The following is a 22762-nucleotide window of genomic DNA, read 5'->3' as shown; positions in this document are numbered from 1 at the left end:
TCGTCCATTTACTTGCTATCAGATATCTGGTAAAACATCGTTTTGCCCGGTGACGACAACGAGGCGGGACGGGCGTCCGCCGAAACGGCACGTTTGTAGTTCGGTTTGCCGCTCATCACAAAGTGCAGGGTAATTCCTGCTTGCACATCCTCATAGGTCAGATATGATTTATCATATTTCTTTCCGTTGACATATAGCTCCTTGATATAAACGTTCTCTTCCGACCAGTTTTCCGTGGTCATCTTTATTTCCTTTCCGTTGCTCATCCGGATCGAAAGCGCCTCTACACAAGGGGAGCCGATGTTATAGATATTGCTGGAAGGGGCTACCGGATAAAAGCCTGCGCAGTTGAACATATACCAGGCCGACATCTGCCCGCAGTCGTCATTCCCGCTCAACGATCCCGGTTCATTTCCATAAAAACGAGCAACGATCTCCCTGATCCACTTCTGGCATTTCCAGGGTTTGCCTAAATAGTTGTACAGATAAGCGATGTGGTGGCAAGGTTCGTTGCCATGCCAGTAGCCACCGATACGCCCCTGGATGTCATGCGCTCCCGGAATATCGTCCGGCAATTCGACCGTAAAGAGATCGTCTAGTCGCTTCTCGAAAAGTTTCTTCCCTGCCAAATTGATATATCCCTGCACATCATGCGGAACTGTCCATGTATATTGCATTGTAAAACCTTCGGTAATATCTCCCCAACCGTTCACCGATCCCGGTCCTTGATAAGCTACCGGAGTAAACGGAGTACGCCAATTACCCTGGCTGTCACGACCACGCATATACTTCGTTTCCGGGTCGATCAGAGTCTGATAAGAAAGAGAACGATTCAGAAAATACTGATAATCGTCCATCTTGCCCAAAGCTTTGGCAGCCTGTGCGATACAATAGTCGTCATAGGCATATTCCAATGTTTTGGAAACCGACTCCGCCTCTTTGTCAAACGGGACGTAGCCATTCCGCATATAGTCGGGCAAACAGTCGTAATGTTCGTTCAAGGCAGTCGTTTTCATCGCCTCATACGCCCGTTCGTAGTCGAAACCTTTCACACCTTTGACGATCATATCCGCCAGGACGGAGACCGCATGATAGCCGATCATGCACCAAGTCTCGTTTCCGTAAAAAGACCAGATCGGGAGCATTTTCTCCACGCTCTTGTCAAAGTGGGCCAGCATCGAATTGGCGATGTCGGCATTTATGTCCTGATGCACTAAATTGAACCAGGGATGCAAAGCCCGGTAGGTGTCCCACAAAGAAAAAGTCGTATAGTTGGTAAAGCCTTTCGCTTGCTCGATATTCTTGTCCAACCCCCTGAAACGGCCATCCACATCCTGGAAAACAAACGGATGGAGGGCGGCATGGTAGGCAGAAGTATAAAACGTTTCCTTTGTCTTCCGGTCGGTAGTTATCCGGTATTTTTGCAATTCTTTCTCCCAAAGTTCCTCCCCTTTCTCTTTGAGGCTGTCAAATGTCAGTCCGTCCAGTTCCTGCATATTCATCTTCGCCCCGGAGGTACTGACGGAAGAGATGGCCGTTTTCACGATCACTTCCTCCCCTTCCCCAGTTGCGAAAGAAAGGCAAGCCATCAGGTTCTTCCCCCAAGCCTCACGGTCGCTCCTGAACCGGGATGTATTATAGATCACCGGCTTCTTGTCCTGCATGAAGCGCAGACCCGTCAATTTTCTGGAAAAGACAGCTGCAAAATAGACATGGCGTTCAGGTCCCCACCCTTTCACCAACTTATAGCCAGTGATGGTCGAATCGTTTTCCATGCGCAGGTTGGCCCATTCGCACGACTGCCAAAGCGTATGGTTCATATCAATCATGATAAATGATTTTTCCGATTCGGGATAAGTAAAACGGAACATGCCACTCCGTACCCCTGCCGTCATCTCCGCCTTCACGCCGTAGTCTTGCAAGCGGACGGCATAATAGTTCGGAGTAGCCTGTTCCTCGTCGTGCGTGTATCGGGAACGATAGCCCTCATCGGGATTCTCACGGCTTCCGGGTTCCAGTTTCATCTCTCCGGTTCCGGGGATAAACAGAAAATCTCCCAAGTCAGGAATACCGGTCCCGCTAAGATGCGTCAGGCTAAAGCCCAGGATAGAAGTGTGGTTATATTTATAACCGGCAGCCGCATCATAATATTTAGCATCCGTATCCGGGCTGATCTGGATCCCTCCGAACGGGATCTGCGCTCCCGGATACACATTGCCATAACCATCCGTTCCTACCAGCGGATTGACGTATTCCGTCAACTTTTCATTCTGTGCCGTGCCGGATAAGGCGGCACACGACACAGCGATCAAAGTACAAATTCGTAATTTCATATTCAAACTATTGTCGTTATAAATAAAAAGGACTATCTGAAACAAGGTCCAAATAGCCCTTTTGATTATAGTTAGACTGAAAGTCCTATTATAATTAAGTGCTTATGTTAATATTAATGCTTCCAGCCATCTATATGCAATCTTATTTATTTTCCCAATTCATTGGAGAATGAGTAAGGAGCGTCACTGTCCTGCGTACCCCGGCTCTTGTTCGGTGTGGCCGACATATTATAAAGAATGTTCATGCCACGCATCAGGTCGCCATGTATCAGATAATTCTTCGTATAGTTCTTGCCATTCACTTTCATAGACGAGATGTAACGGTTCGCCTCGCCATTATTGTTGGCCTTGATCACGACCTTCTTGCCGTTTTCCAGATTCAGCGTCACGCTTTTGAACAGCGGAGACCCCAAGATATACTGGTCCGTACCCGGACAAACCGGATAGAAGCCGAGAGCCGAGAATACATACCATGCCGAAGTCTGTCCGTTATCCTCATCACCGCAATAGCCGTCGGGAGTCGCGAAATAGAGCTTGTCCATCACTTCACGCACCCAATACTGTGCTTTCCAGGGTTCGCCGGAATAGTTGTATAGGTAGATCATGTGCTGGATCGGCTGGTTGCCATGCGCATAATTACCCATATTCATAATCTGCATTTCGCGGATTTCATGGATCACGCCACCGTAATAACTGTCATCGAACAAAGGCGGGACATTGAATACGGAATCCATCATGGCATTGAAACCTGTCTTTCCTCCCATCAAGTCGATCAGTCCCTGCGGATCATGGAAGACCGACCAGGTATAATGCCAACTGTTACCTTCCGTAAAAGCGTCTCCCCATTTCAGCGGATTGAAAGGAGACTGGAACGAACCGTCCTCGTTACGGCCACGCATCAACTTGGTTTCAGGATCGAATAGGTTCTTATAATTCATAGCATGTTTCGCGAAAACGGCAATTTCGGATTCAGGTTTGCCCAAAGCCTTACCTAGTTTATAGATAGCCCAGTCATCATAAGCATATTCCAACGTACGAGCGGCACTTTCGTTGATTTTCACGTTATAAGGCACATAGCCCAATTTATTGTAATATTCATATCCCAGACGTCCGGTCGATTTCACCTTCGGATGTACACTGTTAGCCCCATGCACGACAGCCTCCCAAAGCGTCTCGATATCATATCCGCGAAGCCCTTTCAGGTAAGCATCCGCCACAACAGAAGCCGAGTTATTACCGACCATGCAGCCACGATGTCCCGGACTTGCCCATTCCGGCAGGAAGCCGCTCTCCTTATAGGTATTGGCAAGCCCCTCCTGCATCTTCGTATTCATATCCGGATACATCAGGTTCAAGAAGGGGAACAGGCAACGGAACGTATCCCAAAAACCGGTATCGGTAAACATATACCCCGGCAGCACTTCTCCGTTATACGGACTGTAATGTACAACTTTTCCGTTTGCATCAAGTTCGTAGAAACTGCGCGGGAAAAGTAGCGAACGGTACAGGCAGGAATAGAATGTGCGTAGTTTGTCCACATCGTCGTCTTCCACGGCGATACGTCCTAAAGTTTCATTCCACACTTGGCGACCAGCCTCGGCTATTTCGTCAAACGAACGATCGCCCAATTCTTTCAGGTTCAGTTCAGCCTGTTCAGGGCTGATAAAAGAAGAAGCTACGCGAGCATGGACAATCTCGCCCTTGCGGGTGGAAAAACCGACAATGGCACCGGTATGGTTCTCTTTCGCTTCAGTCTCGCCTTTGCGGATCTCATCATCACCGACAGTCGCCTTATAAGTAAAAGGCTTGTCAAACACGACGACGAAATAGTTGCGGAAGTTCTGAGGCACCCCTCCGCTGTTACGAGTCGTATAGCCAATGATCTTGTTTTCTTCGGGTATGATCTTGACATAAGAACCACGGTCGAAAGCATCGACAATCACATACGAGTTGTCCGATTCGGGGAAAGTGAAGCGAAACATGGCGGCACGTTCCGTCGGCGTGATTTCCGTCACAACGTCATGGTCAGCCAGATACACCCGGTAATAATTCGGTTTTGCCACTTCCGCCTTATGGGAAAACCAGCTGGCACGTTTATCTTGGTTAAACACCACTTTACCGGTAACGGGCATAATGGCAAACTGTCCGTAATCGTTGATCCAAGGGCTGGGTTGGTGAGTCTGCTTGAAACCACGGATCTTGTCCGCGTCGTATGTGTACGCCCAGCCGTCTCCCATCTTTCCGGTCTGTGGCATCCAGAAATTCATACCCCAGGGCATGGCAATTGCCGGATAAGTATTACCTGTCGAGAGAGAAATTTTCGACTGGCTCCCGACCAGCGGATTCACGTAATCCACCAGGTCCTTTTTGTCAGCCGCATCCACCGTAAAGAGGCTGCTGCAAAGCGTAATCGCTAAAATTAATAATTTCTTCATGGATAGAATATGTTTAATTAATTTGAAGACAAAGAATAGGGTCTGTCTGTCCCGTTAAAAACACGTTTTTTATTAGGAGAAGAGGTCATTTCGAACGTCAGCGTACCACCATCCATAATGTCCTGCTGAGTAATGAACCCTTTCGTATAGGGCTTGCCATTCAACTTGACCGACTTGACATAACGGTTTTTGTCGCTCACCTTGTCGGCCTTTACCTCAAAAGTCTTTCCGTTTTCCAGCATAACCTTCATATAAGGCAAGTAAGGAGCTCCCAGCACATACTGGTCCGTACCCGGACAAACCGGATAGAACCCCATCGAAGACAGGATATACCAGGCAGACATCTGGCCGCAATCGTCGTTACCGCACAGGCCGTCGATATTATTGCGGTACATTTTATTCATGATTTCACGCTGCCAATATTGCGTTTTCCAAGGTTGCGAGGTCCAGGCATACAGGAACGGGATATGATGGCTCGGTTCGTTGCCATGCACATAGCCGCCCAGCAAGCCTTCCTCCGTCACATCCTCGGTCTGGGCGAAAAACTCGGCAGGCAGGTGCATCGTAAACAGGGAATCGAGCTTGGAGACAAAGGACTTGTCGCCTCCCATCAGGCGGATCATATTGTCCACATCCTGCGGCACATAGAAAGAATAGTTCAAGGCATTTCCTTCGATAAAACCTTCACCATGCGTGTTCAGCAAGTTGAAATTCTCTTTCCAGCGTCCGTCGGCATAACGAGGACGGGCATAGCCCATATTCGTATCAAAAACATTCGTATAATTGGCCGCCCGTTTTTTATACGTATCGGCAACAGAACGGTTGCCGGCCAAAAGCGCCGTGTGGTAGATGGTCCAGTCGTCATAGGCATATTCCAACGTCAGGGAAGCGGCGCTACCGTTATGGTCAAGTGCGACATACCCTTTTTCCATATATTCGCCGGTCCCGTCCAGGTAAGGGATCGTGGAACTGCTCACCATCGCTTTCAAAACCTCTTCCTTGTCTAACGGAAGACCTTTCGCCACGGCATCGGCCAAAACGGAAACGGAATGATATCCGATCATGCACCAGTTTTCATTTGCCATATGGCTCCAGATAGGCAAAGCCTTATGCACGCTTTGCTCGCAATGCTTCAGCATGGAGCGGGCGATATCCGTATTTACCCGGCGGTTGATGATGTTGAACAGCGGATGCAGGGCACGATAGGTGTCCCAAACGGAAAAGACCGTGTAGTTCGTGAAATCGTCCGCCTTGTGGATATTATGATCCAACCCGCGATACTGTCCGTCCACATCCGTATAGACACAAGGATTGATCATGGTGTGATACAAAGAGGTGTACAGCATCGCCAACTGGTCGTCCGTACCATTGGCTTCGATAACGGACAATTCCTTATTCCAGGTTTCACCGGCACGAGCCGCCAACCGGTCGAAACTATAGCCGGAGGCTTCAGCCCGCAGATTTTTCAAAGCGCCATCCGTGCTGACTCCCGAAAGCGCCACTTTCACTTCCAATTCCTCGGAAACCGCCGGATCGAAATCGAAATAAGCAACGATCTTGCGTCCGCCTATATCCGGAAAGTTTTCTTTCATATTGAATTTGCCGTATCCGCCCCGGTAATTAACTTTTGCTTTTTCCTCGCATCCGTAATGAACGACCGGTTTGGAGAAAGACATGGCAAAATAAGTATAGTTGGTACGCGCCCATCCGTTCGTGATACGATAGCCTGTGACCAGCGTATCATTTTCGACCCGGATATTCGTCCAAAGGACTTTTCCGTCGTAATTGTAGATACCATGAATCATATCCAAAATGATTCGCTGGTTCTTCGCTTCTTTCGGGAACGTATATTTATGCACACCCACCCGCTTGGTTGCCGTCAGTTGTGCTTTCACGCCGTAGTCGGCCAGCATCACTTCATAGTAGCCGGGACGGGATACCTCCGTATCGTGTGAGAAACGCGAACGGTAGCCGCCATCCGGGTCGGTTGCCGTTCCGGGATTCAGTTTCAATTCGCCGGTAGCCGGCATAATCAGGATATCGCCGAGGTCGGAATGTCCGGTTCCGCTGAAATGCGTATGGCTGAACCCGACGATACTGCTGTCCTTATGTTGATAGCCGGCACAATATTCATAGGCACGCGGCTGATACTTGCCATCCACGTTATGAGGGATCGTGTCCGTGTCCGGGCTCAACTGGACCAGTCCGAAAGGCACGCAAGCCCCCGGAAACGTATGTCCCATCCCGTTTGTCCCGATAATCGGATTCACCAATGCTGCCTTATCTTGGGCGGACAAGTTCCCAAAGATCAGCAAAGCTGAAAATAAAAGAATTGTCTTCTTCATGATATCTTGTTTCTATATTTATTTTGATAAAAAGGCTTGATACTCATTCCACAGCCCTTCAATGCTGGCATCATCGCCGAACATACGCTTCATCGCCTTGTCGAAACTCCATTCGTCGAGGTCGCGGACCGTCTCATGGAACTTGCGGATGGCATCCGGGTCTTTGGTCGTCAGCCATTGGATAAAAAAGCCGGTCGTACGATAACCGTCCATCCAGTTACCGCCCGGTTTACGGGTACTCATATCGAAATATCCTGCTTGGGCACGGACTGCATCCGCCAGCCCTTCGATACAAGCCCAGAATGTTTTGTTGGTTGAATAGGAACCGATTCCTTTCGGTTCGAACTGATAGGCGTGTACCAATTCATGAAACAGGACACCACGTGTTTCAAAGTCGAGCTTATAGAGGGATTCGTTCGCTGATTTCTCAATATGCTGAGTGCTGTAAACAATCGAGGTATTGGCCGGATTACCACTCTTGGCTGAAACTCCGTCATAATCTTTCAACGTATAATGAACCTTTTGAACATCATTCATCGTATCTTTTGCCGAATAGAAAAGAATTTCGGCTACCTTTCGAGCGTGATAACGTATGTATTCGTCCGGATTCTGGACAAGATCCGCATAAATGGCAGCCCCCTTAGTTTCCGGATCAATCACTTCGTAATCGATTTCCGGATATTTGAAATCCTCCCAGCCGGCATTCAGATTCTCATCGAACAACACCACATCTCCCAACACCAATGTATCACCAACTGCCGTAGCAGCTTCCAGCATATACTGTTTATAATTGGAAGGTTTGGTTATCGAACAAAGAATTTCCTGATAGCGGGAACAGAACGTCTGGTCTTTCCGTTCATCCACAACCACCCAGTTCTTCCCGTCATAGGAACCTTTCAATGTCCAGGCAGACGGATCGTGAACAGGCGTCTCGCCGGACGAATAGATTTTATAACTTTGGATGGGAACAGTATATTGTTCATCAAAAATCACTTTATTTACCCCTTCCGTTCCCACGAAACAGGTTGTCGGATTCCCATCTGACAATTCAGGAACATTCACCGGTAATTTTGCCTGACAAGAACACAATAATAAACTTATCGATACTAATATATAACTCTTCATGCTTTCAAAAATATTTCAGTTTTTACTTATTCGACAACTTAATGAAAATACTCCGCTGGAAATACTAAATCATCTCCAGCGGAGATTAAAACTAAAAACACAAACTCCCCATTATTTTTTACATCAGTGAAAAATTCTTTACTTTACCAAATTCATCACAATATTAAAAATTCTCCTCTATACAAGAGTAACACTCAAATGCCAAAAGAATACCACAATTGACATTGATCAATTATGATACTATTTAGGAAATCTACGACACCTTCTATACTTTGTAAAGACAAACCAGAGCACCAAAATCATAAAGCATCCATCTGTTTTCGTCACCGATACGGACTAATTACATAACTGTTTTGCAAAACCAACCATCATACTACCATATCCGTCTATATACAACTTTAAACCAATAAGTTACAGCATGACAGTTGCCGTTTTTTACTATCATTCATCTGTCATAACCATCATGGCGAAAAAACGATAACATCCAGTGTATCAATTATACGACAATAACAGAGACCGTCCGGGAACAGGTACAAAACATGTTAAAACAGCTTCATTTTTCATCAAGACCGGCTTTTCTTTTGTCAAAAACGGCTTGAAGAGCCGCTTGAGACCCGGGTGTAAGAGCCACGGAGACCCGGGTGTGGGAGAGGTGCAGACCCGGGTCTGTGCAAGGCCTTTCCGTGGATGCGTGGATGTTTATCCGCCATGCCGTGGGTGTTTTTATGCCTCGTTTTTGCATCTTGTCCGGCAAACAAGGTCGTTTTAACACAAAAACGTTCTCGTTTTATCGATGACCATTTGGGCTTATATAAATGCAAACATCCCATTATCAACCATATAAATAAACCGACAAGTAAAAATCATGATAGATGCATGATGGTAGAATGATAGTGAAAAACAGCAACTGTCATACTTTAACATACTGTAAAGCAACAGTTAACAACCAGAAATGACAGTATGATGGTTGGTATGCGAAATTTTCATAAGGGAAAAAAGGTGATCCCGGATAGTAATTTTGGTTGCCCTAAAAACAAACAAGCCTGCCAAGAAAAACTCAGCAGACTCGTTATATTATTCTGAAAAAATAGCCTATTATAATTAAGTGCTACATTAATATTCAAAATAGCCATTCTTTCAGTCAGCCATGCACCATTATTCCCAACCCGGAGTTGTCTGTTTCAGGATCGGACTTGCATTCAGTTGGTTTTGAGGAATAGGGAAATAGCTATATTCTTTGTCTGTAGCATCTTTTCCCTTATTCCACCATTCTTCATGGAATTTATTCCAACGAATCAAATCAATACGGCGGCGGCGTTCACCGATGAACTCACGTCCCCACTCATCTAAAAATTCAGAATCCGTCAACTTATCCAGATTTGCCACATAGCTATATTTCGACCATTCTTCCGCAGGGTAATTTCTTACCCGTACATAATCCAATAGTTCAGCTGCTTTTGCCTTATTTCCTTCCCTGTAATAGCATTCTGCCAATGAGTAATACATTTCAGACAAGCGCATCTCAGGAGTAGACTGAGAACGGAACAAACCATCATGATCCGGTAAATAAGGGAATTTATTGAAACGGAAACCGGAATTTTCTTCACCGGTAGTCACCTGAGAACCTTTCGCGATCACATCAGCATCATTACAAATGAAATATCCCCCACGGGCAGCAGCATCCAACAAGGCTTGTTTCTTGTTTTCGGCGTTCAACGACTTATCTTCTGAAAAACGTCCTACCTGGTCGACAAACACCAACGGGAAACCCATCCATTCTTCGGAGCCATTCACATTTTCATCTGTAAAACCATATTGCTTCGACTCGTCATATTTCATCTGTGCCCCTTGCAAGAAGAAACCTTCATAACCACCTTTCGCATCTGTCGTATGGAAAGGAATTACACGATAGTCACACTTCGCATATTTTTCAAATGGATTTCCGAGTCCGCTGGCAAACTGATACACATTTCCTTGGAAGTCACGAGAAGGCTGCAAATGGATACCGTTGTTGCCACCACCATCGCTACCAATCGTCTGGGCTGCAGAATAGTGCATACCATCTGCCCACATCGTCTGTTGTTCCAAACGACCGCGTTCGTGCCAAAACTCGAACATATTCTCAGGAGACTGATATTTATTGATACCAGAACGGAACGGATCACGATAATCTTGTTGGTTTATGCTGTATGTACCATATTTACCGGCAATAATATCTTCCGCCCATTGCTTACAATCAGCATAATGATCCTCACCAATCCACACCTTGGCATTCAAATAAAGACGAACCAACAAACCGGCTGCCGGTCCCTGTGTCCAACGTCCGAGACGTTTTTCTTTCGGCAATGTAGGGATACATTCTTTCAATTCCGACTCAATGAAATCATAAACCTCTTTTGCTGTACTCTGAGGCACGATTTCATCAGAAGCCTGTTGTTCCGTAGCGATTGGAACCTGACGGTAAAAATCCAACAAAAACATGTAGTACCAAGCCCGCAATACACGTAAGTCACTATAATAAGCAGCCTTCTCTTCATCAGTAACACCGATCGCACTAAAATCAACCGTATTGAAATCACGCAACACCGTGTTTACCTGACTGATACACTGGTAAGATGCCACCCAAGCACCGTTGATCTGTCCTTGAATATAGTTCCATTTATGTTCGTGCAGGCGAATCCATTGGCCATCGTCATATCCGTGCCGTCCTTTCTGTGTCCAGACAAAATGGTCACCTGTCAATTCCTGCAACTTCCAGATATCACCGCGCCACGTAACATTGTCACTATGTTCGAAACAACGAACCACGGCAGCTTCAACAGACAATTTATCCGTATAATAATTGTCTCTCACTAAATCTGAATATACTTTTTCTGTCAGATCCGTACAAGATGTCATGGCAAGAGCACCCAACAAACCTGCAGCACATAATAATTTAATTTTTTTCATGTTCTGTCTCTTAATTTAATTAATAAGTGATTTGTACGCCAAATGTCAGATTCCTTGCGGTCGGATAGACCTCCATTCCACCGATTCCCGGCCACAAGCCTGTAGTCGTCACCGTCGTCGGATCTACCCCCGAATACTTAGTCAATGTAAACACGTTCTTCAACGTACCATACACACGTAAATTAGAAATCCACTTCGTATTCAATTTCGGAGTCCAACCCAATGTGATATTGTCCAAACGTAAATAATTACCATTCTGCAAGAAATAGTCACAAATCACTTTCGGGCCTTTGATATGAGCATTTTCTTCATAAGCGGAAGATAACTTGTTATCGCCGGAAACCACTTGCAGACCATAATACATTTCATACTGGTTCATCACTTTATAGCGAAAACGTCCACGGAAGAACAATGACAAATCAAAGTCTTTATATCTGAACGTATTTCCCCAAGACAACTCCCACTTGGGAACACCTGTTCCATCCAGATAAACCTTATCCTGTTCATTACCATCGGCTCCCAACTTCGTTACTCCACCTTCTTCACCTTTTTCCCAAATCAGGATATTACCTGCATCATCGACACCTGCATAACGGAATCCATAAAAAGAACCTATCTCGATTCCGTCTTCTAGACGCTGAGCCGAACCAGGATTACCCGGAGAGGGGAATCCATCACCTTCTATATACCCCAACTGATACTTTTCGTTAGAGAATGATTTCAGTTTGGATTTTGTATAAGCCAAATTCAAATTTGTAGAATAAGAAAAATCTTTTGTTTGTACTGCATCCCAATTCACTTGGAACTCAAAACCTTTAGATGTAGTTGTACCCACATTTGCATAAATTTTATCATGCAGATACGGTGGCAAAGGAACAGGATATTCACCGATTACATCACGACCTTCACGAATGAATGCATCAAAGCTACCCGACAGACGAGAGTTAAATAAAGTATAATCAATACCCAAGTTGTAAGAAATCTGTTTTTCCCAAGCCAAATCATAATTTGGGTTATTACCTGGTCCATACCCCATGATAAATTTACCATAAGTATCACTATAGTACTGTCCGAATCCAGAATATTTGGCCTGTGCCGTATAACGGTCGAACCCGGAACGTCCGGTTACACCATACGAAAAACGAAGTTTTAAATCGTCAACGGCAGAACTGTTTTCAAACACCGGCAATTTGGACACACGCCAAGCAGCCGATGCTGCCGGGAAAAGTCCCCATTTATGATCTTCACCAAACTTAGAGTTACCTTCATGGCGTAAAGATCCTGTAAACAAGAATACGTCATTCCAGTTATAATTAATACGCCCCAAAAACGCGATTGTTTTTTCTTCTTCTTTATGGGATTCCATCCCCAAGCGGCCATTCACCTTTTCGTACTCACCGCCTTGAAGATAGTTATATAAGAATGCATCGGAAGGAAAATCACGGTTCGATGCTGAGAACCATTCGTAATCGAATTGCTGATAGGAATAACCGCCCATAATTTTGAAATCATGTTCATCATTGATTTTGAACGAATAATTTCCCAACCATTCCAATGTCCAATCTGTCCAAGCTTCCTGTTTCAAGAGTGCATAACCATTATAATTTCCATTAATACAATCTTTATGTGTCTTGAACTTATACTGAGACTGTTTCTTGTTATGTCCTTGGCGACCAAGCTTTAATTCTGTATTCAGATTTTTCAGAATGTTCAGTTTCAAGTTCAAATCGATTGTGGAATATTCCTGTTTTGCACCATTCTCCTGCTCCGTCAAATTTTTGACAGGATTAAAGGAATAACTATTACCTTTGAATGCATCCATCTCATCCACACTGAACGTCGGATTCAACTGAACAGCCTGCTTGAACGAAGCATAATCCGTATAATCTTCGTCAGCTATACGATAAGAGAAATTACCGCCTACTTCCAACAACCCCTCCAAAGTCGTATGCTTAAAGTTTCCACGTAAACCGTATTCTTTACGATCAGAAGCGATATCCAATCCTTCCTTACCTTTAAAGTTAGCAGACATACGGAAAATAGTTGTTTCGCTACCACCGGACAATGAAATATTGTGATTATGACCAAAATTATTTTTATTGATCAACTCATCATACCAATTGGTTCGATGCCCGTAATCAACAGCACCTGTAACCTTGTCCAAATAGGCTTCTGCATCCAAAACATCCGGTTTGCTTGCCACAAAATCATGTTCGACATAGCCATCATACGTAATGGTCGTCTTACCCGCCTTTCCCTGTTTGGTCGTTACTAAGATTACACCATTTGCACCACGAGAACCATAGATAGCTGCAGCAGAACCATCTTTCAATACGGTAATAGACTCGATATCCGACTGTGCCAAATTACGCAAATCTCCTCCCGGCATACCATCAATCACAATCAACGGACTGTTACCGGCCTTCAAAGAAGAAGCTCCACGCACTTGAATACTACCACTCGTATTCGGGTCAGCAGCGGCAACACTATTAACCACGACTCCGGCTACTTTTCCATCCACCATCTGCATCGGATCATTCACGGCACCAGCCAAAAAATCTTTGCTACTTACACTCGTAACTGCCGTAGTCAAATCCTTCTTCACAGAAGAACCATAACCGACCACCACTACTTCCTGCAAGTTCTCTGTGTCTTCTTGCAATGTAATATTAAAGGTTGTCTGACCTTTTACCGGCACTTCCAATGTCTTAAAACCGATATAAGAGATTTGCAATACAGCATCATCCGGTACATTTTCAACAGTAAATGTACCGTTCACATCGGTAATGTTACCGATCGTTGTTCCTTTGACGATCACATTGGCACCAATAACAGGGTCTCCAAAATTATCGACCACAGTACCCGTCAAAGTCCGACCTTGTTGTATAACCATCACTTCACGATCCAATACCGGAACAGCAAATGCGGCATTAACAGAAAAAGCAGACATTAATAAGCATAAGGCTGAGGCCTTCACTATCCCATTTGGGGATAATAGCTTAGATTCATTCATCATTTTTTTGCTTTTAATTTAACATGAACACATTAAAATTCAGAAAATTGAAAGAACTATCTTCCAATCTATATTTTTTAATTTTATTTTTTGTAATTCAATGACAATATTAGCCGATCTTAACACAATTACAGTAACACAGGGCAGCAAAAAGAGTATCATATTCAACCTATGACCGATTATGACACTCTTTTGTACAATCAGGACACTACACAAAAAAACAATAAAAGATTATTTCGCATTTGTAAAGTCTGTCGACAGATCAACCCCTGCATCCAAATGACACGCCAAACACTTGACATGTAATGACACTCCAAAATCGGAAAGACAAGAAAAACGACAATTCAAGACGAACCGATATTTCAACAGAAATAGAAATATGACCAAAAAGGGGGTATTGTCTGCTTTATCCAATTATATCGGATAAACCGAATTAAAGACTACGAATAAAAATCAGTTACATTTGGAAACGCCCTATTGCATCCGTCGATACTCTCCCGGTGTAACTCCGTATTTGGCTGAAAACTCACGATAAAAATAGGACTTGTTGGAAATTCCGACCTGATAGATGATTTCTTGCACACTCAGGTTCGTCGTGACTAAAAGCCGGGCAGCATGCATCATGCGGTAGTCCTTGATAAAATCACTCGGTGTCAACGGTGAAATTTTTTTAAAACGGCGATACAAAGCACGGGTATTCATGCCTAATTTGTCGGCTATAAGTTCAGGACGCAACGTATCCTGAGCAAGGTTTTCCTTAATTATAGCTGTCACGGAATCCATAAACTCCTTATCTTCCTGATGGATCAACTGGCCGCCGGACTGCTCATAAGCGCTTTCCGGAGAATAATAATAGTCTTTCAGTTCTTTTTTATTCGCCATCAATCTGTTCACAACGGAATGGAGCACTACGGATGAGAATGGCTTGGTCAGGTATACATCGGCACCCAGATCCAATCCTTCCGCCTGTTCGCTTTCCGAGACTTTTGCCGATACTACGATTAAAGGTATATGCCGGGTGAACTTATCAGACTTGATACGGCTGATCAACGCAAACCCATCCATACTCGGCATCATGATATCCGTAATAATCAAATCAGGAGTTTGCTGGTCCATCAAGGCCAAAGCCTCTTCTGCATTAAATGCCTCCCGAACGGCATATTCGGACGATAAAGTTTCCTTAATCAGCCAAACGATATCCCGGTTATCATCAACCACCAAGATAACCGGATTACCGATATTCCCAGTGGTTTCGACAGTGGCTTCGGCAGCCACTGGTTGTGCAACCGGAACCTCTTCATCGGCTTGTTCGTCTAAATCCATTTCCTCGACCTCCAGATAAGGCAACGTAACGATAAATCCGGCAGATTCCCCCTCCTTGCTTTCCACATTTATCTCACCACGAAGCAACTGGACCATACTATGGCAGATGAAAAGTCCTAATCCGTTTCTGGAAGTCATCTGAGTATAATTATTTCCATCCAAATCTCCTAAGATATGAAAACGATCAAAAATCGTTTTCAAGTCAGCTTCCGCTATCCCCTTACCCGTATTATATACCTTTATTATCAGAGACTCATTTTCTATCCGGACAGAAACATCAATCGTACCTTTCTGTTCCGTGTATTTGAATGCATTCGACACCAAATTGCGTATAATCTTTTTCAAACTGGGTACATCCGTATTCCAATAAACCGGTTTATCAACATCACTGAAGGTAAAATTGATCCCGTTCTGCTCCGCAACAGGTATAAACGATTCGCATTGCTTCCGGATCAAACTGCTTACGGACACCCGTTTGATCTGTATATGACTGAATCCGACCTCCTCGATCTTTCTGATATCCAAAATTTCCTGGATCAACTCATTCAGATTTGTGACATTCTCACCCAGGATACGGGCATACTTCTCCAATTTCCCATCAGCCAATCGGTCAGCGGATATCTTGATATAATCATTTACGCCATTAATCAAAGTCAAAGGCGTACAAAGCTCATGCGTGATGTTGGCAAAGAAATTCAACTTCGCTTCATATAGTTTTTCTTTTTGCTCTTCTCTGATTTTCCGGGCGACTTCGGCCTGTTTTTCCACAATCCGGCGGCGCAGCCAATACACGATACCCAAACATATGGTCGCCAGTACCAAACCATAGGCAATCATGGCCCAAGAACCGCGATACCAGGGAGGCAACACCCGTATATGCAAAAAATACTCCTTGGCATCCGAATCGAACACATCATTCTTGTAACGGACTTTCAAAACATAATTGCCATAAGGTAACTTCGTAAAAACAACCTCGTTATCTTTCTGCAGTTCGGTCCATGATGTATTATAGTTTTCCAATAAGTACGAATACTCATAGTTTTCCCCGTGTATATAGTCGGTCGCCACAAAAGAAATCGAAAATGTGGATATGTTGGGGGGAATGGTCACATATCCGGTTTTCTGATCCGTATAGTCATACAAACTATGCGTTTCATGCCCCATCTTCATTTCAAAAAAATGTAAGGCCGGCTTATAATTCTCCTGCCGGTCGTTTTGCGGATCTACCCATATCACCCCGTTAATCCCACCGAAGAACAGTTTTCCCGTGTAAGGGCACTTCCAATAAGCATCATCCGAGAATTCCGTCACATCCAGATCAGGACTTTCATAATTATGAAAAAAACGATTGTGAGGATTATATTTGGTAAGTCCCTTATTCGTACTCAGCCAAACACAGCCGTCAGAATCTTCCAGAATACCGTGAACCATATCATTCTTGATACCGTCGATCCTGCTATATTGGCGTACTTCCGCCGGGTTCCCAGAATGTAATTTCATCTGTGTCATACCAGAACTCGCCCCCAGATAAAAAGTAGAATCCTTGCTATAACACATACAAAGCACATCCCCTACCGCCCGGTTACCGGCATTATTCATCGGAATAAATTCGTATTTCTTAGTCAACAGATTAAAACGAACCAATCCATATCCCCCACGGCTCCCTAAATAAAGAAGAGAAGCCTCATCATCATAACTCATTGAATGGAACTCATTACAAATCTTTCCATCCTTTTCAAGGATAAAAGACTTTACATATTTAATCACAAGCTCCCCCCCTTTTCTACCAATAACAACTTCCAGCAAACCATCTCCGGTCGTTGCCATCCATAACGTCGAATCATTCACTTCACGGATGGCATGGACATATCTGATCTTTGTATCAACAAGACTTGCCATCGTATGGACTTTCTTGTCCACTAAGGAATAATATGACAACCCCGGTCCTTCTGTCCCGATCCACACCCAGGGATAATAGTTACTTTTACGGAAACAATAGACACGATCACTAGACAAGCCGCTCGATGTTGTGAAGTGTTTGACTTTCTCGGCTGGTATTTTTCCTTTTTCATAGGAATCATAATCTTCCACACGCACAAAACCATTTCCTTTAGTTCCGAACCAAATTGTTTTCTCATCCTCGGTATAGATCGAACGGACCGGATTCCGCACGACAATCGGCAAACTCTTGAGTTGAATCCCTGAAAATCGGTTATACTTGTCATAATACATCCGGACTCCCTGCCCGTCCGTCCCCACCCATAGGATATCCTGCTTCCGGTCAGGTAAAACACAAAATAGCCCGACATCAAACCTCAATGCCTCTTCCTGATTATCGATGTTTAGCAAAAGCCCGTTCCTGAAAACCAAGTAGGGGACGGAATGAAACAAAGCGATACGGGAAAGCTTTCCATATTGCTCCATCCAGCCGGTAAGGTCGGCCAGATACTCTTTCCTGCGATCTTTCATCCGGTAAGAATAAAAGTGGTTTTCCATATCCACATAATACAAAGTGCCATCGAGGTAATAAGCACGGTCAATTTCCTTTTCATGAATCGGAGTTTTCTTTATGTCCAATACCAAGGGAAAAGACTCAAAATCCGGACAAATCTCAAGCAGGCAGCCATCGGCGTCAAGAATAAAGAATTGCCTTTCTCCGTTTGCAAACAAGACTTTGGATACTTCTTCATTCATTCCCTGTACATGTACATCCTGAAAAGAGCCGGTTTCGGGAGAATAGCAGGAGATAAAATCTTTTTGCTTTATGAGCAGTGTATTACCAGCCGAATCAGACACCACATTCAAACATTCGGGATATTCCGTGTAGGACTCCGTCACCTTCCGGTCTTTCAGCGAGAACCGATTCAATCCCATAGAAGTCGATACCCACAGAAATCCATCCCCACCATACACGATTTTATTGATGATATTACTGCATAAGGTATTCTTGTTATTCGGTTCAAAACGAAATACATATGTATTCTTGCCGTTATACAGATTCAAACCGTCGTAGGTACCGATCCACATATAACCGTTCTCATCCTGATACATGTCAAGGATAGCATTATTTGACAAATCTATATTATTTGCCATATGCAGGGAAATCCCCGCAGACACCGGACAAGAAAAAAGGAACAAACAGACAATAACAGCCCTTACAAAACGAAAAAACGCCGCATATCTGGTATCTATATAGGATAAATTCATAATAACGATTATTAGGCCACAAATATAGCAAATAATGTGTCAATTTTTTCTTACTTTTGCACCAAACGTCTGTAACTAATAAAGTATTAATCGTTTTAATACATAAATATATGAAAAAGTATCTTCCTATCGCCGCTTCCGTCCTGCTTCTTGCAGCTTGTAGCGAAAAACCGGGTTACGAAATTACCGGTACCGTTTCAAACAGTGATTTGAATGGTAAGTATGTATATCTCTATGAATATGGGGTAAAAGATGCTGCACCATTGGACAGCGCCTTAGTACAAAACGGATCTTTTGCTTTGAAAGGCACACAAAACGCTCCTGCCCTCCGTACTCTCCGTTTTTCGGAAGAAGTGGTTGAACCGGTGCGTGTCGCTCCCGGAGAAAACGCTCCGTTCATGGCAACATTCGTACTTGAAAACGGAAAATTAGCAGTCGTGCTGGATTCTACTTCCACTGTTAGCGGTACTCCCGAAAATGACGCACAAAAAGAATTGCAGGCCAAAATCAAAGACTTACGCTCTGGTATAGACAAATTGGTCGCCGATATGAAGTCAGGCGATGAAAACCTGATAAAACAGGCGGAAGCCAAATATGAAGAGATCGACCGTAAGATTACGGAAACCGTTGTCAACTACATCCTGGCTCATACAGATAAACAGTCTGCCGCCAAGAACCTCTACGATTTCCGTTACAACATCGACGAAGAGCAGCAAAATGAAATCATCTCCAAAGCAGATTCTTCTTTCAAGTCCGTTCCGGGAATCAGCTATATGATCGATCATCTGAATGTTTTGAAAAAGGTAGCCATAGGACAGAAGTTCACTGATTTCGAAATGCCGAACGCTAAAGGTGAGGTGCACAAACTTTCCGAATACGTCGGTAACGGCAAAGTCGTCCTGATTGATTTCTGGGCATCCTGGTGTCCTCCCTGCCGTGCAGAAATGCCGAATCTGGTCAAAGCCTACAAAGATTACAAGGACAAAGGATTCGATATTGTCGGTATCTCGTTGGACAGCAAAGCCGATGCGTGGGCCAAAGGCGTAAAAGACCTAAACATCACCTGGACACAACTGTCCGACTTGAAAGGTTGGCAGAACAGCGGTGCCGCTCTTTATGGTGTCAACAGCATCCCTCATACCGTACTGGTTGACAAAGACGGTACAATCATCGCCAAGAACCTGCACGGTCAGGAGTTGGAAGATAAAATTAAAGAAGTTTTGAAATAACCGGTCCTGTTGCACGGCTGAATTTTAAATTTTATCTTTGTGCGGTCTTTTAAAAGCGATCTTACATTAAAATTAGCATAAAGTTTTATTATCACTTTAATATAATAAATTAGCGATTATGATTTATTCACATGAAGTTCAACACATGTGTGTTGTAAAGAAGGGAGCTAACCACCAGTGTGCTCCGATTCCTGAAGAAGGAAAGTGGGTTAGAGCAACTCAGATTTCTGATATTTCTGGTTTGACTCACGGTATCGGTTGGTGTGCACCGAAACAGGGTGGATGTAAGCTGACTCTGAACGTTAAAGAAGGAATTATCCAGGAAGCACTTGTAGAAACTATCGGTTGCTCTGGAATGACTCACTCTGCTGCTATGGCTTCAGAAATCCTGCCGGGCAAAACACTGTTGGAAGCATTGAACACTGACCTTGTTTGTGACGCTATCAACACTGCAATGCGCGAATTGTTCCTGCAGATCGTTTACGGTCGTACACAGTCTGCTTTCTCTGAAGGTGGTCTGCCTGTCGGTGCCGGTCTGGAAGACTTGGGTAAAGGTCTGCGCAGCCAAGTAGGAACCATGTTCGGTACATTGGCAAAAGGTCCTCGTTACTTGGAAATGGCAGAAGGTTACTGTACTCGTATGGCTCTCGATGCTGACGATGAAGTAATCGGTTATGAATTTATCCACTTAGGTAAATTCATGGATATGGTGAAGAAGGGTATGGATGCTAACGAAGCACTGGAAAAAGCCAAAGGCTCTTACGGTCGTTTCAAAGAAGCTGTAAAATATATCGATCCTCGTAATGAATAAGAAGACACTGACACGCGTCCTTCTCGGGCTGATCGCTATCACCACAGTGGCAACGGTTATCGCTTACTTCGTGATTAAGCCGGACCGTCCCTGGATGGCTTTTTATGTGGCCTGCTGCGGCGGTGTACTTGTTTTCAATTTTCTGATATCTTTATTTCTGGTAAATAAGAATTTAAAAAAGTAAAAAATAATATGGCTTTATTTGAAAGTTATGACCGCCGTATCGATCATATCAACGCGGTTTTAAAAGAATATGGTATCAACGGTATCGAAGATGCAAAGGCTATCTGCGACGCTAAAGGTATCGACCCTTATACAATGTGTAAGGAAACACAACCTATCTGTTTCGAAAATGCTTGCTGGGCTTACGTTGTAGGTGCTGCAATCGCAATCAAGAAGGGCTGCACCAACGCTGCCGAAGCTGCTGAAGCTATCGGTATCGGTCTGCAGGCATTCTGTATCGCCGGTTCTGTTGCCGACGATCGTAAAGTTGGTATCGGCCATGGTAACCTGGCAGCTCGTTTGCTTCGTGAAGAAACAAAATGTTTCGCATTCCTGGCTGGTCACGAATCTTTCGCAGCAGCCGAAGGTGCTATCAAGATCGCTGAAATGGCAAACAAAGTTCGTAAAGAACCGTTGCGTGTTATTTTGAACGGCCTAGGTAAGGATGCTGCTAAAATCATTTCCCGTATCAACGGCTTCACTTACGTTCAAACTCAGTTCGACTATATGACTGGTGAAGTAAACGTAATCGAAGAAAAAGCATACTCAAACGGTCTGCGTGCAAAAGTTAAGTGCTACGGTGCTGACGACGTTCGCGAAGGTGTTGCCATCATGCGTAAAGAAGGTGTTGACGTGTCTATCACAGGTAACTCAACTAACCCGACTCGTTTCCAGCACCCGGTTGCAGGTACTTACAAGAAAGAATGTATGGAAAACGGTCACCCGTATTTCTCTGTAGCTTCAGGTGGTGGTACAGGCCGTACCCTGCACCCGGATAATATGGCAGCCGGTCCTGCTTCTTATGGTATGACCGACACGATGGGCCGTATGCACGGTGACGCTCAGTTCGCTGGTTCTTCATCCGTACCTGCTCACGTTGAGATGATGGGATTCCTGGGTATGGGTAACAACCCGATGGTAGGTGCTACTGTTGCAGTGGCTGTTGCTATCGAGGAAGCTATGAAGAAGTAATTTAAGTTATTTCCAAATATATAAACTCCTGTAATCGTTATGGTTACGGGAGTTTTTTTGTTTATTGAAATATCTTATATGCTTCTTCTTTCTTACCCAATCAAATACTTCTTTAAACTGGTTATAAGAAATACTCAAAATTTCTTCTATCACCTTCTTTTTCCCATAGGAAAGATTCACCGTTTTTCCTTTCTGAAACGAGTAAAATTGAAGATATTTTGCAGCCAAATCACAGCCATTTTCCATTTTTCCCAAAATGGCTGCAAATTTTAACATAACAATCTAACACATAGCATTATACAGATTATTCAAAGGACTTCTAAATGTCTAATTTAAAGATTAAACAAATGGTTAGAAGTTCATTTTCCACTCTCTTTTTTATAAGAGAAAACAGAGTTAGAAAAGACGGTACTACAATTATTGAAGTATTGATTACCGTAAATGGTGAAAGATGTGGCTTTTCTACTGGCAAAAAGGTAAAAGCCACATCTTGGGATAAAACCAAACAACAAGTAAAAGGTAAAGATGAGGAAGCCAAAAGTCTCAACAACTACCTGAAAGCCGTAAAAGCCAAACTGTATCAGAAAGAAGCGGAATTGTTGGGTAGAGGTTTTATCATCACTGCTAAACTTCTATGTGAGGCATATCAAGAAAAGATCGAATCTCTGAAAGAGAAAAGTTTGTTTGAGGTTTTTACAGAACATAATCACGAACAAGAAAAATTAATTGGTAACGGAGGCTGTAAATTAAACTGTGTTAGCAAAGTTAATACTTTGTTCCTTGCTGACACAGTTTAAT

Annotated in this window: 12 protein-coding genes; 5 read left to right on the top strand and 7 right to left on the bottom strand. The window is 44.0% G+C overall.

The genetic code is table 11. The annotated features are described in order from the left end of the window. Positions 1 to 8 precede the first annotated feature (8 nt). The 7 genes from KTG12_RS16675 to KTG12_RS16645 all read right to left on the bottom strand — a co-directional run bounded on the left by KTG12_RS16675 (position 9) and on the right by KTG12_RS16645 (position 18730). Positions 9 to 2333, bottom strand: coding sequence for a GH92 family glycosyl hydrolase (locus KTG12_RS16675; protein WP_005640893.1), 2325 nt, complete (start codon positions 2331 to 2333; stop codon positions 9 to 11). A gap of 146 nt (positions 2334 to 2479) precedes the next feature. Beyond that, a complete protein-coding gene (locus KTG12_RS16670) occupies positions 2480 to 4768 on the bottom strand; it encodes a GH92 family glycosyl hydrolase (protein WP_005640895.1) in 2289 nt (762 codons plus the stop codon). Between the two features lie 17 nt (positions 4769 to 4785). After that, entirely contained in the window at positions 4786 to 7113 is a 2328-nt protein-coding gene (locus KTG12_RS16665; RefSeq protein WP_005640897.1) for a GH92 family glycosyl hydrolase, read from the bottom strand. An 18-nt stretch (positions 7114 to 7131) separates the two neighbouring features. Beyond that, positions 7132 to 8238 carry a basic secretory protein-like protein gene (locus tag KTG12_RS16660; protein ID WP_005651287.1) on the bottom strand — a complete coding sequence of 369 codons (1107 nt, stop codon included), beginning with the start codon at positions 8236 to 8238 and terminating at the stop codon, positions 7132 to 7134. A 1155-nt stretch (positions 8239 to 9393) separates the two neighbouring features. Beyond that, positions 9394 to 11187: a RagB/SusD family nutrient uptake outer membrane protein gene (locus KTG12_RS16655; RefSeq protein ID WP_005640904.1), complete on the bottom strand. Its 1794-nt coding sequence runs from the start codon at positions 11185 to 11187 to the stop codon at positions 9394 to 9396. Between the two features lie 19 nt (positions 11188 to 11206). Further along, entirely contained in the window at positions 11207 to 14203 is a 2997-nt protein-coding gene (locus tag KTG12_RS16650) for a SusC/RagA family TonB-linked outer membrane protein (protein ID WP_005640906.1), read from the bottom strand. A 471-nt stretch (positions 14204 to 14674) separates the two neighbouring features. Next, entirely contained in the window at positions 14675 to 18730 is a 4056-nt protein-coding gene (locus KTG12_RS16645) for a response regulator (protein ID WP_155144333.1), read from the bottom strand. Between the two features lie 110 nt (positions 18731 to 18840). On the opposite strand from KTG12_RS16645, the gene KTG12_RS16640 reads away from it, so the two are divergent. From KTG12_RS16640 to KTG12_RS16620, 5 genes are all read left to right on the top strand, one after another. Beyond that, on the top strand, positions 18841 to 19959 hold the full coding sequence (locus KTG12_RS16640; protein ID WP_005640914.1) for a redoxin domain-containing protein: 1119 nt from the start codon (positions 18841 to 18843) through the stop codon (positions 19957 to 19959). A gap of 118 nt (positions 19960 to 20077) precedes the next feature. Continuing rightward, positions 20078 to 20770: an iron-sulfur cluster assembly scaffold protein gene (locus KTG12_RS16635; protein WP_005640918.1), complete on the top strand. Its 693-nt coding sequence runs from the start codon at positions 20078 to 20080 to the stop codon at positions 20768 to 20770. Further along, the gene (locus KTG12_RS16630) at positions 20763 to 20954 is read left to right on the top strand and encodes a hypothetical protein (protein WP_005640920.1); all 192 of its coding nucleotides are present in this window, start codon (positions 20763 to 20765) and stop codon (positions 20952 to 20954) included. The genes KTG12_RS16635 and KTG12_RS16630 overlap by 8 nt, the downstream gene beginning before the upstream one ends. An 8-nt stretch (positions 20955 to 20962) precedes the next feature. Further along, positions 20963 to 21964 (top strand): GGGtGRT protein, encoded by a 1002-nt coding sequence (locus KTG12_RS16625; RefSeq protein ID WP_005640922.1) that lies wholly within the window; start codon positions 20963 to 20965, stop codon positions 21962 to 21964. A 323-nt stretch (positions 21965 to 22287) separates the two neighbouring features. After that, entirely contained in the window at positions 22288 to 22761 is a 474-nt protein-coding gene (locus KTG12_RS16620) for an Arm DNA-binding domain-containing protein (RefSeq protein WP_224204359.1), read from the top strand. Position 22762 lies beyond the last annotated feature (1 nt).

The sequence above is a fragment of the Parabacteroides sp. MSK.9.14 genome (genome assembly GCF_019041495.1).
Classification (GTDB): Bacteria; Bacteroidota; Bacteroidia; order Bacteroidales; family Tannerellaceae; genus Parabacteroides; species Parabacteroides merdae.
Note: the sequence above shows the minus strand (reverse complement) of the source record. Positions and strands in the feature narration are given on the sequence as shown.